At 67.8% G+C, this 16,353-nt stretch carries 17 protein-coding genes; 2 read left to right on the top strand and 15 right to left on the bottom strand.

Translation table 11 applies throughout. The annotated features are described in order from the left end of the window. Window positions 1-1,656 carry an ABC transporter substrate-binding protein gene (locus FB562_RS10710; RefSeq protein WP_141881297.1) on the bottom strand — a complete coding sequence of 552 codons (1,656 nt, stop codon included), beginning with the start codon at window positions 1,654-1,656 and terminating at the stop codon, window positions 1-3. 146 nt (window positions 1,657-1,802) lie between these two features. On the opposite strand from FB562_RS10710, the gene FB562_RS10705 reads away from it, so the two are divergent. Beyond that, complete coding sequence (locus tag FB562_RS10705; RefSeq protein WP_246081461.1) at window positions 1,803-2,456, top strand: TetR/AcrR family transcriptional regulator; 654 nt, start codon at window positions 1,803-1,805, stop codon at window positions 2,454-2,456. A 374-nt stretch (window positions 2,457-2,830) separates the two neighbouring features. On the opposite strand, the gene FB562_RS10700 is transcribed toward FB562_RS10705, so the two are convergent. Then, window positions 2,831-4,222: a dihydrolipoyl dehydrogenase family protein gene (locus FB562_RS10700; RefSeq protein ID WP_141881295.1), complete on the bottom strand. Its 1,392-nt coding sequence runs from the start codon at window positions 4,220-4,222 to the stop codon at window positions 2,831-2,833. Window positions 4,223-4,500: 278 nt separating this feature from the next. On the opposite strand from FB562_RS10700, the gene FB562_RS10695 reads away from it, so the two are divergent. Next, entirely contained in the window at window positions 4,501-5,358 is an 858-nt protein-coding gene (locus tag FB562_RS10695; RefSeq protein ID WP_246081460.1) for a DNA/RNA non-specific endonuclease, read from the top strand. Window positions 5,359-5,425: 67 nt separating this feature from the next. On the opposite strand, the gene FB562_RS10690 is transcribed toward FB562_RS10695, so the two are convergent. The 13 genes from FB562_RS10690 to FB562_RS10630 all read right to left on the bottom strand — a co-directional run bounded on the left by FB562_RS10690 (window position 5,426) and on the right by FB562_RS10630 (window position 16,253). After that, complete coding sequence (locus tag FB562_RS10690; RefSeq protein WP_141881294.1) at window positions 5,426-5,770, bottom strand: carbon storage regulator; 345 nt, start codon at window positions 5,768-5,770, stop codon at window positions 5,426-5,428. A 13-nt stretch (window positions 5,771-5,783) separates the two neighbouring features. Further along, entirely contained in the window at window positions 5,784-6,854 is a 1,071-nt protein-coding gene (locus tag FB562_RS10685) for an FMN-binding protein (RefSeq protein ID WP_141881293.1), read from the bottom strand. Beyond that, complete coding sequence (locus FB562_RS10680; protein ID WP_141881292.1) at window positions 6,829-8,880, bottom strand: flagellar biosynthesis protein FlhA; 2,052 nt, start codon at window positions 8,878-8,880, stop codon at window positions 6,829-6,831. Before FB562_RS10680 ends, FB562_RS10685 begins: the two co-directional genes overlap by 26 nt. A gap of 10 nt (window positions 8,881-8,890) precedes the next feature. After that, window positions 8,891-10,033 (bottom strand): EscU/YscU/HrcU family type III secretion system export apparatus switch protein, encoded by a 1,143-nt coding sequence (locus tag FB562_RS10675; RefSeq protein ID WP_141881291.1) that lies wholly within the window; start codon window positions 10,031-10,033, stop codon window positions 8,891-8,893. Further along, entirely contained in the window at window positions 10,034-10,801 is a 768-nt protein-coding gene (locus tag FB562_RS10670; protein ID WP_141881290.1) for a flagellar biosynthetic protein FliR, read from the bottom strand. A 4-nt stretch (window positions 10,802-10,805) separates the two neighbouring features. After that, window positions 10,806-11,078 carry a flagellar biosynthetic protein FliQ gene (locus tag FB562_RS10665; protein WP_141881289.1) on the bottom strand — a complete coding sequence of 91 codons (273 nt, stop codon included), beginning with the start codon at window positions 11,076-11,078 and terminating at the stop codon, window positions 10,806-10,808. Next, entirely contained in the window at window positions 11,078-11,830 is a 753-nt protein-coding gene (fliP, locus tag FB562_RS10660; protein WP_185740564.1) for a flagellar type III secretion system pore protein FliP, read from the bottom strand. The genes FB562_RS10665 and fliP overlap by 1 nt, the downstream gene beginning before the upstream one ends. Window positions 11,831-11,964: 134 nt before the next feature. Further along, on the bottom strand, window positions 11,965-12,441 hold the full coding sequence (locus FB562_RS10655) for a FliO/MopB family protein (RefSeq protein ID WP_141881287.1): 477 nt from the start codon (window positions 12,439-12,441) through the stop codon (window positions 11,965-11,967). A gap of 1 nt (window position 12,442) precedes the next feature. Continuing rightward, a complete protein-coding gene (fliN, locus tag FB562_RS10650) occupies window positions 12,443-13,153 on the bottom strand; it encodes a flagellar motor switch protein FliN (RefSeq protein ID WP_141881286.1) in 711 nt (236 codons plus the stop codon). Between the two features lie 40 nt (window positions 13,154-13,193). Next, window positions 13,194-14,093: a flagellar motor switch protein FliM gene (locus tag FB562_RS10645; RefSeq protein ID WP_141881285.1), complete on the bottom strand. Its 900-nt coding sequence runs from the start codon at window positions 14,091-14,093 to the stop codon at window positions 13,194-13,196. Window positions 14,094-14,248: 155 nt separating this feature from the next. Beyond that, window positions 14,249-15,142, bottom strand: a complete 894-nt coding sequence (locus FB562_RS10640) for an OmpA/MotB family protein (protein WP_185740539.1) — start codon at window positions 15,140-15,142, stop codon at window positions 14,249-14,251. Continuing rightward, window positions 15,139-15,933 (bottom strand): motility protein A, encoded by a 795-nt coding sequence (locus tag FB562_RS10635; protein ID WP_141881284.1) that lies wholly within the window; start codon window positions 15,931-15,933, stop codon window positions 15,139-15,141. The genes FB562_RS10640 and FB562_RS10635 overlap by 4 nt, the downstream gene beginning before the upstream one ends. Further along, the gene (locus FB562_RS10630) at window positions 15,933-16,253 is read right to left on the bottom strand and encodes a flagellar FlbD family protein (protein WP_141881283.1); all 321 of its coding nucleotides are present in this window, start codon (window positions 16,251-16,253) and stop codon (window positions 15,933-15,935) included. The genes FB562_RS10635 and FB562_RS10630 overlap by 1 nt, the downstream gene beginning before the upstream one ends. Window positions 16,254-16,353: the final 100 nt, after the last annotated feature.

The following is a 16,353-nucleotide window of genomic DNA, read 5'->3' as shown; positions in this document are numbered from 1 at the left end:
CTACTCGGCCGGCTTCAACCGTGTGAGGATCATCGCAGCCGTGACCTGCACAGGGTCGGCCGTCGCGTACTGGTCGTTCTCGTTCGGCCAGCCCACATAGCTGCGGGTGTTGTACTCACCCAGGAACGGGTGGGTGCCGACCGGGATCACCGGAACCTGCTCGACGAAGATCTTCTGGACCTCCTCAAGGGCCGCAGAGCGCTCCGCGTCACTCGACGCCGTGGCATAGGTGTTCAGCAGCTCGGTCGCACGCGGGTTGGTGTAGCGGCCGAAGTTGTAGTCCACGTCGGCGCCGGCGAGCAGCCAACGACCATCCATCGTGTCGGAGTACAGGTCATACGGCGTGGTCCCGCTGTCGGTCCAGTGCATGATCGCATCGAAATCACCCGAGCGCTTGGCCGCCCACCAGGTGTCGGCATCCGGGGTGTCCACCTTGGCGTCGGCGCCCAGAGTCTCCTTGACCTGATCGGCGATGAGGCTGATACCCGTGACGTAGTCGTTCCAGCCCTGCGGGACCTGAAGCGTGAACGAGACCGCTTCGCCATCCGGATCGATGAGAGCGTCGCCCTCCCAGGTGAATCCGGCATCCTCGAGGATCGCCCTCGCACCGTCGACATCGATCGAGAACTCCTTGCCGGCGTACTCCGACGCGATGTACTGCTCGCCGACAGGAGTGGGCAGACCTGTGATCGAGGTCAGCTGGGGGCCGGCGTTCTCACGCGCGATCTCGGTGTGCGCGGCACGGTCGATGACCATGTTCACGGCCTGACGGAAGGCGAGATTGTTGAACGGCTTCGCCTGGTGATTGACGAACAGCACATCGGGAGCCATGACGTTCGCCGCCCAGAACACGTTGTGCTCCGGGTCCTTGTCCACGAACGCGCTCTGCACGTCGGGGATGAACGCCTGCGCCCAGTCCGCATCGCCGTTCGCGAGCGCCGTCGTCAGCGCCGTGTTGTCGTTGTACGAGATGTAGTACAGCGTCGGCACGGCGAGCTCGCCGCCCCAGTAGTCGTCACGCGCCTTCAGCGTCACCGACTGGGTGCTGAAGGTGTCCAGAACGTACGGGCCGGTGCCGACCGGCTCGAGGTTGGTCTCGGTGGTCGGGTCTGCGACATCCTTCCAGATGTGCTCGGGGACGATCGCGATATGCAGCACCTGCGCCTGCTTGACGAACTTCGACTCGGCGAAGCTGAGCACGACATCGTCGCCCTCCTTCGCGACATCGGTGAGCTGCAGGTTGCCGGTGTCGAGGGCGGGGGTGTTGCGGATCAGGTCGAACGTGAAGACGATGTCGTCGGCGGTGAACTCCTCACCGTCGTTCCAGGTCACGCCCGAACGCGGGGTGACGGTGAGCTGGGTGTAGTCGTCATTCCACTCGACCTTCTCGGCGAGCCATGGCGTGGTCTCGTTCTCACCCACGAGGTTGACCATCGCCAGCGGCTCGAAGATCACATTCTTGTAGCCGAGCTTGTTCGCAGACGAATCCCCCAGCCACGGGTTGTTCGATTCGGTGGTGATCGCGCCATCGGGTTTGGCGATCGTGAGTGAGCCATCGCCCTGGGATGGGGCGTTGCCGCCCCCACCGGCTGCACAGCCGGTGAGCGCGAGCGCCGCCACAAGACCTGCGGCGGCGAGGGTGGATTTGAGCGTCATTGCTTCTCCTTTGTGATGCGACAGGACGGATCGGTGCGGGCTGTCATACTTACTGTCTAGAAAGTAAGTTAGCGCGAGGTTACTGGTTGGTAAGTAAGATGGCAAGTAAGAGTTTTTCCACAGACACTCACCGCCGGAAGGATGCCGTGGCGAACGTATCGGATACAGGCCCCCAGCTGCGGCCCGCCACGAGACTCAAGCGCACTGAGATTCTCAAGGCGGCCGTGGAGATCTTCGGCAGCAAGGGGTACACGAACGGCACCCTCGCCGACATCGCCGAACAGGTGGGGATGACGCACGCCGGCGTTCTGCATCATTTCGGATCAAAACAGAAGCTGCTGCTAGAAGTTCTCGCCTACCGCGATCAGGCCGACGTCGCCGACCTCGTCGAGCAGCACATTCCCGGCGGCCCCGAACTCTTTCTGCACCTCGTTCGCACCGCCTTCGCCAACGCACGACGAGCGGGCATCGTGCAGGTGTACACGGTGCTCTCCGGCGAATCCGTGACCGACGATCATCCGGCCCGCTCATTCTTCGAAGAGCGCTACACAACCCTGCGCCGCGAGGTCAGTAATGCCTTTCTCGAGCTGTGCGCCCGAGAGGGCGTCACCGAACCCGACACGATTGCCGAAGCATCCGCCAGCATCCTTGCCGTGATGGACGGCCTGCAGTTGCAGTGGCTACTCCACCCCGCGGCGATCGAACTCGGCCGAGCCAACGAGTTCGCCATCCGAGCGATCGTGAACGCCGTGCTGCAGCCGGGGCCCGAGCTCGAAAGCTACCAGCGCTCGGCTTCCTGACGGCGGAGGCCCGTCGCTTCCCGGCGAGAGTACGCGAATCACACGGTTTTGCGCCGAAAGCGTGCGATTCGTGCAGTCTCGGCGAAGTGGAGAGGGTGCGGGTGCGGGTGCGGGTGCGCCGGATGCTCGGCGAGAGTACGCGAATCGCACGTTTCGCCGCCGAAAGCGTGCGATTCGTGCAGTCTCGGCGAGGTGGAGCGGTTCGTGGACGAGGCAGCGCGGCGGGCGGATGCTGGCGGCCGGCCTGGTGTTCGGGCGCGCCGCGGCTCGTGTGCGAGGCGTTCTCGGCGATGCGAGGGCGCGACGGCGGGCTCGCATCGCCGAAAACGGCTCGCACGCGAAGAACCTCGAGCCGATGGCAGCGCGGCGCGCGGCTACCGCCCGTACGTCTCGAGCAGGCGCAGCCACACCTCGTTGATCGTCGGGAACGCCGGCACCGCATGCCAGAGCCTCTCCAACGGAACCTCCCCGACGACCGCCACCGTCGCCGCCTGAAGCAGCTCACTCACATCCGGGCCCACGAAGGTCACACCGAGCAGCACCCGACGCTTCTCGTCGACGACCATCCGCGCCCTGCCCGTGAAGCCGTCCGCGTGGATGCCCGCGCCCGACACAGAGCCCAGGTCGTAGTCGACCACACGGATGTCGTAGCCGGCATCGCGCGCCGCCCGCTCCGTGAGGCCCACACTGGCGACCTCCGGGTCGCTGAACACCACCTGCGGCACTGCCTCGTGGTCGGCCGTCGCCACGTGTCGACCCCACGGAGCATTCTGCACCTCCCCGGCGGCGGCGCGCGCGACGATCACATCGCCGGCGGCACGCGCCTGGTATTTGCCCTGGTGGGTGAGCAGCGCGCGGTGGTTCACGTCACCCGTCGCATACAGCCAGTCGAAGCCGTCGACCCGCAGCGTGTCATCCGTCGTCAGCCAGTCGCCGCCGTTCAACCCGATGCTGTCGAGCCCCAGGTCGGTGGTGCGCGGCACGCGACCGGTCGCCACGAGCACCTGCTCCGCCTCGACGGAGCCGGCGTCGCCGAGCTGCACCGTCACCACGCCGTCGACGCGCTCGAAACCGCTCGCGGAGACGCCGGTGCGCACATCGACCCCGAGCTCCTTCAGCCCTGCGGCGACGAGTTCGCCGGCGAACGGCTCCATGGGGCCGAGCAGCCCCGTGCGCGCCAGCAGGGTCACCCGGCTGCCGAGGCCCGCGAACGCGGTCGCCATCTCGACGCCCACGACCCCGCCGCCGACGATCACCAGCCGGGCCGGAACATCCTTCACGCTCGTCGCATCGCGACTCTGCCACGGTTGCACATCGGCCAGGCCCGGGATGTCGGGCATCAGCGCGGCAGAACCGGTCGCCACGACGACCGCCTGGCGTGCCGTGTACACGGTGCCGTCGACGGCGACCCGCCTCTCGCCCGCGATCGTCGCGTGACCGCGCACGAGGTCGATGCCGGCGCCGCGCAGCCACTCCACCTGGCCGTCGTCGCTCCACTCGGAGACGAACGAGTCGCGGCGTCGCAGCGTTGCGGCCACATCGAGTGTGCCCGCGTCGACCCCGTCGACCCTGCCGGCCGCCCTGAGCGCGGATGCGCCGCGCAGCAGAACCTTCGACGGCACGCAGGCCCAGTAGGAGCAGTCGCCCCCGACGAGTTCCGCCTCGATGATGAGGGTGGAGAGCCCACCGGCCCGGGTGCGGTCGGCGACGTTCTCCCCGACCGGCCCTGCTCCGATCACGATGACGTCATATTCGGTGGTCGACATGGTCCTCCTCGTCTGCGTGCGGCCCGGTTCCGCGCTGGCCCGGTTCGCGGCCAGCCTAGGTCGCGTTGCTGCGAGCGTCGAGGGTGGATGCCCAGCCCGTGCCCAGAAAACGAGGAGAAAGCGGCGTAAGGCGGTGAAAACCTCCGCGATGTGGTGCCGATGGCAGATTTCCTCCTCGTTTTCGGGGCGCGGGCTCAGCATCCGCCCCTGTGAATCGCGCGCGAAGCCGACGACAATGACAGGGTGAGCGAACGCACGCGGATGATCGCAGGCACCGGATGCCCCGCACGATGACGCAGGACGACGCGCCCGGATACGACCCCGGCTTTCTCGGGGTCGACGTGCCGCTGCCCCTGCCGACCGTGCACCGCGAGCTGCGGCGCCTCGACTACACGCACTTCACCGTGCTGCTCGACCCCGCGCGGCGGCTCGCGGCGGCCACCGCCGTCACCATCGACGGTGCCCGGCTCAGGTCTGTCACGCGCGGCGACCACTGGCATCTCGACGAGCGCGTTCCTCCCTCCGAGCAGGCAGGGCCGGAGCTCTACGCTCACAACGATCTCGATCGTGGGCATCTCGTGCGGCGGCGCGACCCCTGCTGGGGCGATGCCGCCACCGCGGAGCGGGCCAACCGCGACAGTTTCGCGTACACGAATGCCGCACCCCAGGCGGCCACCTTCAACCAGGGCCGGCAGCTCTGGGCCGGGCTCGAAGATCATGTGCTCGCCTACGCTGAGGATCACGGGCACAGGGTGAGCGTCATCACCGGGCCCGTGCTCGACGCAGGCGACCCCGTCTACCGCGGCGTCGGCATCCCTCTGCTCTTCTTCAAGGTCGCCGCCTGGCGCGGGCCCGCCCTGCAGTCGGCCGGTTTCGTGCTTGATCAGAGTCCGGCGCTCGACGATATCGACATGGGGGCCGTGGCCGGCGCGGTGCCGCCGCTGGGGCCGTTCCGCACCTTCCAGGTGCCGGTCGCGCAGATCGAGGCACTCGCCGGCCTGCGTCTGGGCCCGCTCACCGCGGCCGATGTGCTCGCGCGGCCGGGCATCCGCGGCCCTCAGCCTGTCGCGAGGTCGAGCTGGGTGCCGCTCGAACGGGCATCCGACATCACGCTCGTGCCCGCAGGGCAGCGCTGACCTCGGCACAGAAAGCAGACGAGTGGCGGATGCTCGGCTCGAGCAGGTCCAAGGAGGCGGGGTCGAACTATGCGGGGTCGGCCGAGCCCGCACCAGCCGCAGGCGACTCAGGCTCAGCAGAAGAAGGCTCAGCAGAAGAGGCCTCAGCCGGAGAGGCCTCAGCAGCAGCCTCGGCCGGCAGCGCCAGCCCGAGCGCGGCCTTGAGCTGGGCTTCGGCGTCGTCGGAGGAGAGCTGCGCGGCGGCAACGTTCGCCTCGGTGACGGCCTGCACGATCTCGGCCCGCTGGATCTTGACGCCACGCGGGGCGTCGATGCCGATGCGGATGCCGTCGCCGCGGCCTTCGAGGATGGTGATGACGATGTCGTCGCCGATGAGCACCCGCTCCCCCGGTTTACGCGTCAACACCAGCATGCGCCCAGCCTATCTAACCGTCGTAGTCCCAGCTCACGGGCAGGCCGAGCTCGCGCACCGTTTCTGGGCTGACGGTCGCCTCTCTGCCGATGCCGGCCACCGCATCCGGTGTCGCCACGGACGAGAGCGCGACCACCCAGCGGGCCGTGTCGTCGGCCTTGCGGCCCGCGTCGACGGCGAGCCACAACTGGTCGGCCCGCAACTCGACGAGCGACTGCGCCTGCCGGGCCACCGTGTCGCCGGGGGTGAGGCCGTAGGCGACGATGACGAAGCGTTCGCGTTCGACGCCGCGCGCCCTGGCGGTGATGGCCCCGCGCCGGTCGTCGATGCGGCTGAGCCCTTCGGCGACGGCCGCCCCGGCGACGACGACATCGGCGGGCACCGTGAATGACATGGCGCGGGCGACGGCGAGCGCCTCCGCGGCGAAGCCGACCACGACGACGAGGTCGCCGACGCCGCGTGCGAGCGGCGGGGCTGCGGGCACGCGCGGTGCTGCGGGAGGCATGGGGGTGGCTCCGCGTGAGGAGGAGAATCCGGATGCGGTGCCCGCCTGCGCGTAGGCGGTCGCGCCCGCGGCGGCGAACCCTGTTGCGGTCGCCTCCGGCTCGGGCACCTCGGTGACGGCCTGCAGTTCGTCGAGGATGGCCGCGAATTCGCGGGACGCCGTCGACACGGGCGCGACGGAGAGCGGCACGCCCGAACCGACGGAAGCGGATGCGGCGGAGCCGGGCCCCGAGCCACCAGACGCCGAAGCAGAGGATGCAGGAGCAGAAGACGCCGAAGCAGCCGCACCCGGCCCGAGCGTCTGCTCCGTGGCATCCGCCTCATCGAGAAGTGCGGCCAGGCCGACGCGCGCGCTGCCGTCGAGCGTGTGCGCGTCGACCGCCTCGCGCACTGTGCCGCCGGGCCTGTCGGGCACCTCGACGGTGGCCTCGTAGCGGCGGGTGGCGAAGAAGCCGCCGAGGCCGCCCGTGGTGACCTGCTCTATGGCGACGATGCGCGCATCCGCACCGTGTTCCTCGCGGGCGCGCTGCCTCACCTCGTCGAGGCTGCCGCCGTCAAGCCGGAATCTGCGCGGTGACACGAACCACCCCCACGGTCTCGATGTCGACGTTCGCGGCGGTCACTTCCTGGTACGAGAGCACGGGCAGCCCGCCGATCTGCGCGGCGACGATGCGCCGGATGGCGGGGCGCAGGGCGGGGGCGCAGACGAGAACCGCGCTGCGCCCGGCGGCCTCCTGCACGGTGGCGATCTCCTTGACGGAGCCGATGATGGCCTCCAGCGCCTGCGGTTCGAGCAGCAGCTGGGTGCCCAGCTCGGAGGGGCGCATGCTCTCGAGCATGGACTGCTCGAGCATGGGGTCGATCATCATGACGCGCAGAAGAGTGCCCTCGCTGTGCCGGCTGGTGATGGCGGGGCCGAGCGCCTGGCGGGCGGCCTCGATGAGCCCCTCCGGGTCGGTCGACGCCTTGGCGCGCAGAGACAGCGCCTCGTAGATGCGCGGCAGGTCGTTGATGGGCACCTGCTCGCTGAGCAGCCCCTGCAGCACGCGCTGCACCTCGGCGAGGCTGAGCGGGTGTGGCACGAGCTCGTCGACGGCGGCCGGGTTGACCTGCTTGACGCCCTCGGTGAGCACGCGCACATCCTCGCGGGTGAGCAGCCGGGCCGCGTTGGCGGTGACGAGCGAGGAGAGGTGGGTGACGAGCACGGAGACGCGGTCGATGACGGTGGCGCCCATCATCTCGGCGCTGTGGCGCATCTCGCCGGGAATCCATTTGCCGGCGAGGCCGAACACGGGCTCGATGGTGGCGGGGCCGGGCAGCGTGTCGAGGTTGTCGCCGAGGGCGAGCACCTTGCCGCGCGGGGCGACACCGCGGCCCGCCTCCACGCCGGCGATGCGGATGACGTAGCTGCCGGCGGGCAGCTCGACACTGTCGCGGGTGCGCACGGGCGGCACGACGACGCCGAGGTCGAAGGCGATCTTGCGGCGCAGGGCGCGCACGCGGGCGAGCAGATCGTCGGATGCTCCGGAGACCAGGTCGACGAGGTCGGGCGCGAGCTGGATCTCGAGGGCGTGCACCCGCATCTGCTCGATGAGGTCCTCCGTGGTGTCGCCGGGTGGCACAACGGCTGCGGCGATCTCCTCCGCCTCCGCGTCTGCGGCCTTCTTCGCGTCGTTCGCCTTGATGCGCTGCGAGGCGATGATGAGCACCGCCCCGACGATGATGAAGGGGAGGATCGGCATGCCGGGGATGAGCGCCATCACGATTGCGGCGCATCCGGCGATCATCAGCGCCTGACGCGACTGGGTGAGCTGCTGCGACGAGGTGGAACCCATGTCTTCTTCGACATTGGAGCGGGTGACGATCATGCCGGTGGAGACAGCCATCAGCAGTGCCGGGATCTGGGTGACCAGACCGTCGCCGATGGTGAGGATCGTGTACGTCTCGAGGGCTTCGCCGATCTCCATGCCGTGCATGGCCATACCGATGGCGAGCCCACCGACGGCGTTGATGATGACGATGATGATGCCGGCGATGGCGTCACCCTTGACGAACTTGGATGCACCATCCATGGCGCCGTAGAAGTCGGCCTCGGCGGAGACGGAGGCGCGGCGGGTGCGGGCCTCAACATCGGTGATGAGCCCGGCGTTGAGGTCGGCGTCGATGGCCATCTGCTTGCCGGGCATGGCGTCGAGCGTGAAGCGGGCCCCGACCTCGGCGACGCGCTCGGCACCCTTCGTGACAACAACGAACTGGATGACGACGAGGATGAGGAAGATGACGGCACCGATGATGAGCGAACCACCGACGGCGACATGACCGAACGCCTCGATGACCTGCCCGGCGTAGCCATTGCCGAGCACGAGGCGGGTGGAAGCAACGTTGATGCCGAGGCGGAACAGGGTCGCCACCAGCAGCAGCGACGGGAACACCGAGAAGTCGAGCGGCTTCTTCACGAACATGCTGGTCAGCAGGATGACGAGCGCGAACAGGATGTTCAGGATGATGAGCACGTCGAGCAGGCCGGCCGGAATGGGCACGACGAGCAGCAGGATGATGCCGACAACCCCCACGGGTACGGCGAGCATCACAAGGTTGCGTTTCATGTCAGGCCTTTCACGAGCTCTCGGCCAGCGCGGCGAGTGGCCGTGCTGCGCTGACGCGGGGGAATGCCGGCGTTGTGCCGGCGATGGTGTGGGTTCCGGATGCCGCGCCACGCTTCTTGAGGGCCATGACGAAGGCGAGAATGCGGGCGACGGCGTCGTACAGTTCTGCGGGGATTTCGTGCCCGAGCTCACAGGCGGCGTGCAGCGCGCGGGCGAGCGGAATGTCGCGCACCATGGGCACACCCTTCGTCTCGGCTTCCTCGCGGATGCGCGCGGCGATGATGCCCGAACCTTTGGCGACAACGCGGGGGGCGGACTTTCCGGGCTCATATTTGAGCGCGACGGCGACATGTGTGGGGTTGACGAGCACGACATCCGCATCGCCGATGGCTGCGATCATGCGGTTGCGGCTCATGGCGAGCTGGCGGGAGCGGCGCTGCGACTTGATGAGGGGGTCGCCGTCGGTGTTCTTGTTCTCGTCGCGCACCTCCTTCTTGGTCATGCGCGTCTTCTTGCGGTTGCGCTTCATGACGACGAAGACGTCGGCGGCGGCGAGAACGAGGCCGGCGGCGACGGCGAACTGCAGCAGCGCGGCCGCCCCTCCCCCTGCCGCCTCGATCAGCGCGGTGACGGAATGGCCGCCGGCAGACATGAGCACAGGCATGAGGCCCTGGATGACAAGGAACAGCACGAGCCCGACAACGGCCGTCTTGAGCAGCGCCTTCGCCCCCTGCCAGAGCGCCTGCATGCCGAAGGTGCGCTTGATGCCGGCAACGAGGTTGAACTGTTCGAACTTGCCGCGGAACTTCTTCAGATGGATGCCACCCTGAGCGGCAGCACCGATGACGACGATCACAAGAACGGCGACGAGCATCGGGCCCAAGATCACCATGATCGCGCTCAGACCCTCGCCGAGCAGTTCGAGCGCGACCAGCGGGTCGGGCGCTGCCGCGATGGTGGCGACACCGAGAAGCTGATCGATGCCCGCTGCGGATGCCGCGGCAATGGTGCCCGGGATGGCGACGGCGGCGGCCCCCACACCGAGCCATGCGGTCACATCCTGTGACTTGGAGAGCTGCCCCTTCTCGCGCACATCCTTCATGCGCTTCTCGGTGGCCTGCTCTGTGCGTTCGCCTGAAGGCTCCTCGGCCATCTACCTCACCCCCAGCACGGTATCGACGGCCTCGCCGGCGAGTGAGCTGACGATGCCGGGCAGCGCCGCGAAGACGACGACGGCCAGGGAGAGCGTGAGGAAGATCTTCAGCGGGAAGCCGAGCGCGAAGGCGTTCAAGGCGGGCGCGACCCTCGTGAGCAGGCCGAGCCCGGCATCCGCCAGGAACAGCACCACCAGCAGCGGGCCGGCGATCTGCACGGAGGCGAGGAACATCTGGGTGACGCCGGCGATCATGGTCTGCGCCGTGCCGGCCAGATCGACGCCACCGCCGAGAGGCATCGCGGTGAAACTGCGGACGAGACCGCCGATGACCAGCTGGTAGGCGCCGGAGCTGAACATGAGCGCGATCGCCGTCATGTGGAACAGGCGCGAGAACTGGGCACCGTTCACCTGCGAGCCGGGGTCGAAGGCCTGCGCCATCTGAAAACCACCGAACATGTCGATGAGGCTTCCGGCCGACTGCAGCGCAGAGAACACGATGAAGACGAGGAAGCCGAGCACGGCACCGACCACGATCTCCATGACGAGCGCACCGAAGAACTCGGCCTCGCTGAGCGAACCGAGCGTCGAATACTGGGCGACGACCTGTGGCGACACGGCCAGCGCCAGCCCGATGGCGAGCGTCGCCTTCACGCGCGCGGGGAACGCGCGGTACGAGAACGGCGGCGCGATGACCACGAACGCGGTCATGCGCACGGCGGCGAGCATCACCGCCTCAAGCCACACCAGATCCAGTTCGACGCCCATGCGGTCACCCGCCCAGAAGCGCAGGGATCATGTCGAACAGGCGATGCGTGAAGGAGACGATCTCGCTGATCATCCAGTGCCCGCAGACGACGAGCGCGATGGAGACGGCGGCCGCCTTCGGCACGAACGAGAGCGTCACCTCCTGGATCTGCGTGATCGACTGCAGCAGAGAGATCGCAAAACCCACCGTGAGAGCGGTGACAAGGATCGGCGCCGACAGCTTCGCCGCAATCAGGAGCCCCTGCATCCCGATGTCGAGGACCGCACTGCCGTCCATCAGCGGTAACTCTCTACGAGGGAGGTGATGATGAGGCCCCAGCCGTCGACCAGCACGAAGAGCAGGATCTTGAACGGCAGCGAGATCATGACGGGCGGAAGCATCATCATTCCCATCGACATGAGCGCCGCGGCGACGACCAGGTCGATGACGAGGAACGGCACGAAGATGACGAAGCCGATGATGAACGCCGCACGCAGCTCCGAGATCATGAACGCGGGGATCAGCGTGGTCAGCTCGACCGCGGAAGGATCTGCCGGGTTCTCGATGCCGCCGGCGCGGGTCATCAGCGCCAGATCCTCCTCACGGGTCAACGAGAGCATGAACTGTCGCAGCGGTTCGGATGCCCGCTCCAACGCCTGCGTGAAATCGATCTGCCCCTCAAGATAAGGCTCCACCCCGGTCGTGTTCATGTCGCCGATGACCGGCGCCATGATGAACAACGACAGGAACAGGGCGAGACCAGCAAGCACCTGGTTCGGCGGGATCGACGGCAGCGCGAGCGCATTGCGGGTCATCGCCAGCACAACGAAGATCTTCGTGAACGACGTCATCATGAGCAGCAGCGCGGGCGCCACCGACAGCAGCGTGATGCCCAGCAGGGTGACGATCGACGACGACGGGGTGCCGTTGGGTCCATTGATCTCGATCGACAGGCTGCCGATGTCGTCGAGTGGCGCCACGGGGGCGTTCGGGTCCGTCGGATCCGTCGGCGGGTCGACGGCGTAGGCAGCCTGCAGACCCAGGTTCATCACTGCGATGACCGTGATCAGCGCGAACAGCAGGAGGGCAAGGGTTCTGGGGTTGAGCCAGGGCCGCGCCTCGGAGGCGAGGACGAGAGGCGCGCCACCACGGCCCCGCAGCCCGCGGCCATTTCCGAACCCCATCAGAGGGCCTTGCGGAGAGTCGCGGCAGCCTGCTTCCAGGTCTGCGGCGACAGGATGCTGCCAGCCAGAGCGCCGGAAGCGGCAGAACGCGACGCCTCGCTGCCGTCCTGCGTGAACAGCGGCTTCACTACGCGCAATGCCCCAGCATCCGACTGCGCCTGCCCGAGCGAGCGAGCGAAACTGGGCTTCTCCTCGGAGTCAAGAGCGGGCACGGACTCGAGCACGGGCTCCGGCATCTCGGCGGACTGCAGCACGGAGACACCGTGCTCGGTCACGCCGAGCACAAGCCTGCTGCCCTCCACGTCAACGACCACGAGTGACGCCTTCTGGCCGAGCGACTGCCGCGTGACCACGGTCACGGCCTTCGCCGACGGGCGCTTCACACCCCGCGTGAGGCGACGGTGCAACCACCACACCAGCGCCAGCACGGCCGCCAGCGAGACGGCCACGCGCAGCGCGACGAAAAGATCTTCCACGTCAGGCCACGCCGTCAGCGACATCGAGGATGGTGGTGATGCGCACGGCGTAGTCCTGGTCGACGACCACGATCTCGCCGTGGGCGATGAGGCGACCGTTGAGCAGGATGTCGGCGGGCGCGCCGGCCGAACGGTCCAGCTCGATCACGGCGCCAGGCTCAAGGCCCAGCACGTCGCGCACCGACATGCGGGTGCGGCCCAACTCGACCGTCAACGCCATCTCGACGTTGTTGATGCGGCCCAGCTTGCCGACGACCTCGTCGTTGCTCAGCCGGGCCGCACCACCCACGGTGCCGGACTCGCGAATGCGGATCGCAAACCAGCCGGCGGTGTTGCCCCCCTCGGACGTCAACTCGAACACCGCCGTGGCCTTGTCGGAGAACAGCGCGGACGCATCCGCCTCGACCGCGTCGCCCAGAACACCCGAACCCAGAACACCCGTCGCCGCCTCAAGGGCAGGGCGAAGCACATCGACGGCCGACACCAGCGTCGCCTCGCCGGCCGCAGCCGCAACCGCCTGCGCATCGAACAGAACGATCGCGACATCGGCGGCGGTTGCGCCGACGAACGACGCAGAGACAGCGGATGTCGCGGCGAGGGCGGCCGCGCGGCCATCCTTCGCGACGACAGGCGTCAGGGTCGAAGCGCTCGGCAGCTGCCGAACGAGAGCGGCTACCGCGTCAGAGCTGAGGGTGCTGGTGAGAACTGTCATGGCTGATCCTTAGGACGATTGGAGAGCTGGATGTGAAAAGTCAGGCCGTGGAGACCACGACGCAGGCGAGGCGAGAACCATTCGAGCCGACGGCGGCGCGGCCCATAGGCTGCCCCTCCACGGCCACCTCGAGCGGCCTGTGCTGCGGATGCGGGATGGGAAGCAGATCGCCGACCGCCAGGTTCAGCACCATGCTGGGCCTCACCATCGCCGGCTCGAGCCGCAACGACACCGACACCGGCGCCGACGCGACCTGCGAACGCATCAGGCGCGGCGCATCCGTAACCGCACTCGTCGGGTTGGCGTCGCCCAGCTGCGGCAGCAGAACCTCAGCCGGAACAGCGACAGTCGCCTTGGCGGTGCTCTCACCGACACGGATGTCGAAGCCCGCCACGATCATCAGATCGCTCGTCGCCGCCGCCTGGGCGAACTGCGAGTTGTACTGGAAACCATCGACGGAGACCCTGTTCACGAGGAGCGCGCCCAGCGAGTAGCGCAGATCCTCCAGCGCGTCATCCATGAGGCGACGCACGAGCGCCTGCTCGACCTGCGTGAACTTGCGCTCGCCCGTGTTCGTGGTGGCACCGTGGCCGCCGAGCATGTACGTGATCCACGACAGCGCCGCAGAAGTGGGGAACTGGATGACGGCCTTCGAGTCGATGTCGTCGACCGCGAGCAGCACCATCGCCGTCGTCGACGGCAGAGACGCGGCGTACTCGTCGTAGCTGAACATGAGCACCTGCTCGCAGGTGACCTGCGACAGCACGCGGACCTTCGCCGTCAGCTGGGTACCCCACTGGCGGGCGAACGTCTCGAAAGCGAGCTCGAGCACGCGCGAATGCTCACGGGCGAGCGTCGTGGGGCGGCGGAAGTCGTAGAGTTCGACCGTTCCGCCGGCACGCGAAGCGCCGCCTGCTGCTGAATGTTCCTGGACCGTCACATCCAGCACTATCGGCAGGCACCGTAGAAGGGTTAGTCGACTCCGTCGCGGGTTGAGGAGGCGCGCCAGCGCCGTCTCGAAACCTCAACCGGCTGAAGTATCCGCTGGTCGAGGTGTCGCGAAGCGGCAGTCTCGAGACCGGCCTTGAGAATTCGCTAGTGCGCCGCCTCCGTCTTCTGTTGCTCTGTGACCGACGCCGGCTCGGAGGAGACGGTCTCAGCATCCGCCGCCGTTCCGGGTTCCGGCACGGTCAGCTCGCCTGACTGCAGTTTCGGGATGAGCGCCCGCACCGCCTCCGGCAGCGCGGAGAGCACGACGATGTCGACGCGGCGGTTGGCGGCCAGTTCGCTGTCGGCGGTGCCCGCGACGAGCGGCCGGGCCGAGCCGAAGCCGACGGCGCCGACCCTCTCCGCGGGAACCCCGGTCCACTCCACCAGGTAGCGCAGCACGGTGGTGGCGCGGCCGGATGCCAGCTCCCAGTTGGTGGGGAACGGCACGACCGCGGGCCGGCCGTCGGCGTGACCCTCGACCGAGACGCCGTAGCCGCTGCCCGCGACGGGCGGGCCGGCCGCGTTGAGCACCCGGGTGGCGACGCTGCTCAGCTCGGTGCGGTTCGTCTCGAAGAAGGTCTCCGAGCCGACGAGGCGCACCGTCAGCCCGCGCTCGTCGATCGTGAACGAGACGCTCTTCTCGAGCCCGTCGCCGGCGAGGTTCGAGCGGATGTGCTCCCGCAGTTCTTCGAGATGGTTGAGCTCGAGAGAGGCGATCTCGATGTCGGTGAAGCCCTCCCCCTCCTCCGAGACGAGCTCGGCGGGCACGACGACGCCGGTGGCCGTGTCGACGGTCTCGCTTGACTCCTGGCCGAAGCCGGTCGCGAGCGAGTTCTTGAGCGCCTCGAACTTGTCCTGGTCGACGGCCGACATGGCGAACAGCACGATGAACATACACATGAGCACGGTGACCATGTCCATGTAGGAGGCCATCCAGCGCTCATCCGGATGCTCTTCGGCCGCCTCGGCCTTCTTCTTGCGTCGTTGCGGCAGACTCATGCCGCATCCTTCTGCTTGTCCTTCTGCTTGTCCTTCTCCTTGAAGGATTCAGCCGGCACCATTGCGCGCAGCCGCTCGCCGAGCAGGCGCGGCTGGCTGCCGGACTGCACCGCGAGCACGCCCTCCATGAGCAGCGTCATGTGCTCCGTCTGCAGGTCGGTGAGACGACGGATGCGGGTGCCGATGGGCAGCCAGATGAAGTTGGCGGAGAGCAGACCCCACAGTGTGGCGACGAAGGCGGTGGCGATCATGGGGCCGAGCGTTGCGGGCGATTCGAGGTTCTCGAGCACGTGGGTGAGCGAGACGACGGTTCCGATGATGCCGACGGTGGGGGCGTAGCCGCCGAGCTGACCGAAGAAGCGTGACCCGGTGCGGCCGGCACGCGCCTTCGTCTCGATCTCGTCTTCAAGCATCATCCGCAGTTCTTCGCCGTCGGTGCCGTCTGCGATGTTCTGCAGGGCGCCCTTCAGGAAGGGGTCGTCGACCTCGTCGGCCTCCTGCTCGAGCGAGAGCAGCCCTTCGCTGCGCGCCTTCTCGGCGAGCTCGACGACCTTCTCGATGGTCTCCTGAGGTTTGGCCGTCTTGCCGCGGAACGCCCCGGGGAGGGTTTTGACGGCGGTGACGAAGTCCCTGAGGGTGCCGCCGGCGATGCCGATGGCGATGGTGGCGCCGAACACGAGCACCATCGGTGCGGGCAGGAGGAGCGCCTGAACGTGGGCGCCCTCGAGCGTGATCATCGCGTACAGGGAACCGAACGCGATGACGATTCCGATTATGGTTGCGGGATCCATCAGTTCTTCCTCGGTCGCAGCGGCACGGCGTCGGCCGGCGGCTCAGTGTCGGGTTCGGTTCCGTCGACGTCGTCGGATGCGGGGGGCACGAGGCCCAGCTGCCAGCCCGGATGCGGTTCGCTGGCGGCGGTGTGGGCGAGGGCGATCACGCGAGCGCGGTAGTTCGCGATGCTGTCGATGATCTCGCCGATGGACTCGGTGACGATGTACTTTGCCCCGTCGACCATCACAAGGGTCGTGTCAGGGCTCGCGTGGATGCGCTCGATGAGGTCAGGATTGATCGCGAACTGCCGATCGTTCAATCGCGTGACAATGATCATCGTGCCCGTCCATAGGTCGTGTACTGCGCCGCCCATCCTGGGCCTGCATCAACCACTATCGGCCGGGTGTGGGCATGCGTTAGTGGCGTTTCTGGGCCCG

Source organism: Homoserinimonas aerilata (assembly GCF_006716125.1).
Lineage (GTDB): Bacteria > Actinomycetota > Actinomycetes > Actinomycetales > Microbacteriaceae > Homoserinimonas > Homoserinimonas aerilata.
Note: the sequence above shows the minus strand (reverse complement) of the source record. Positions and strands in the feature narration are given on the sequence as shown.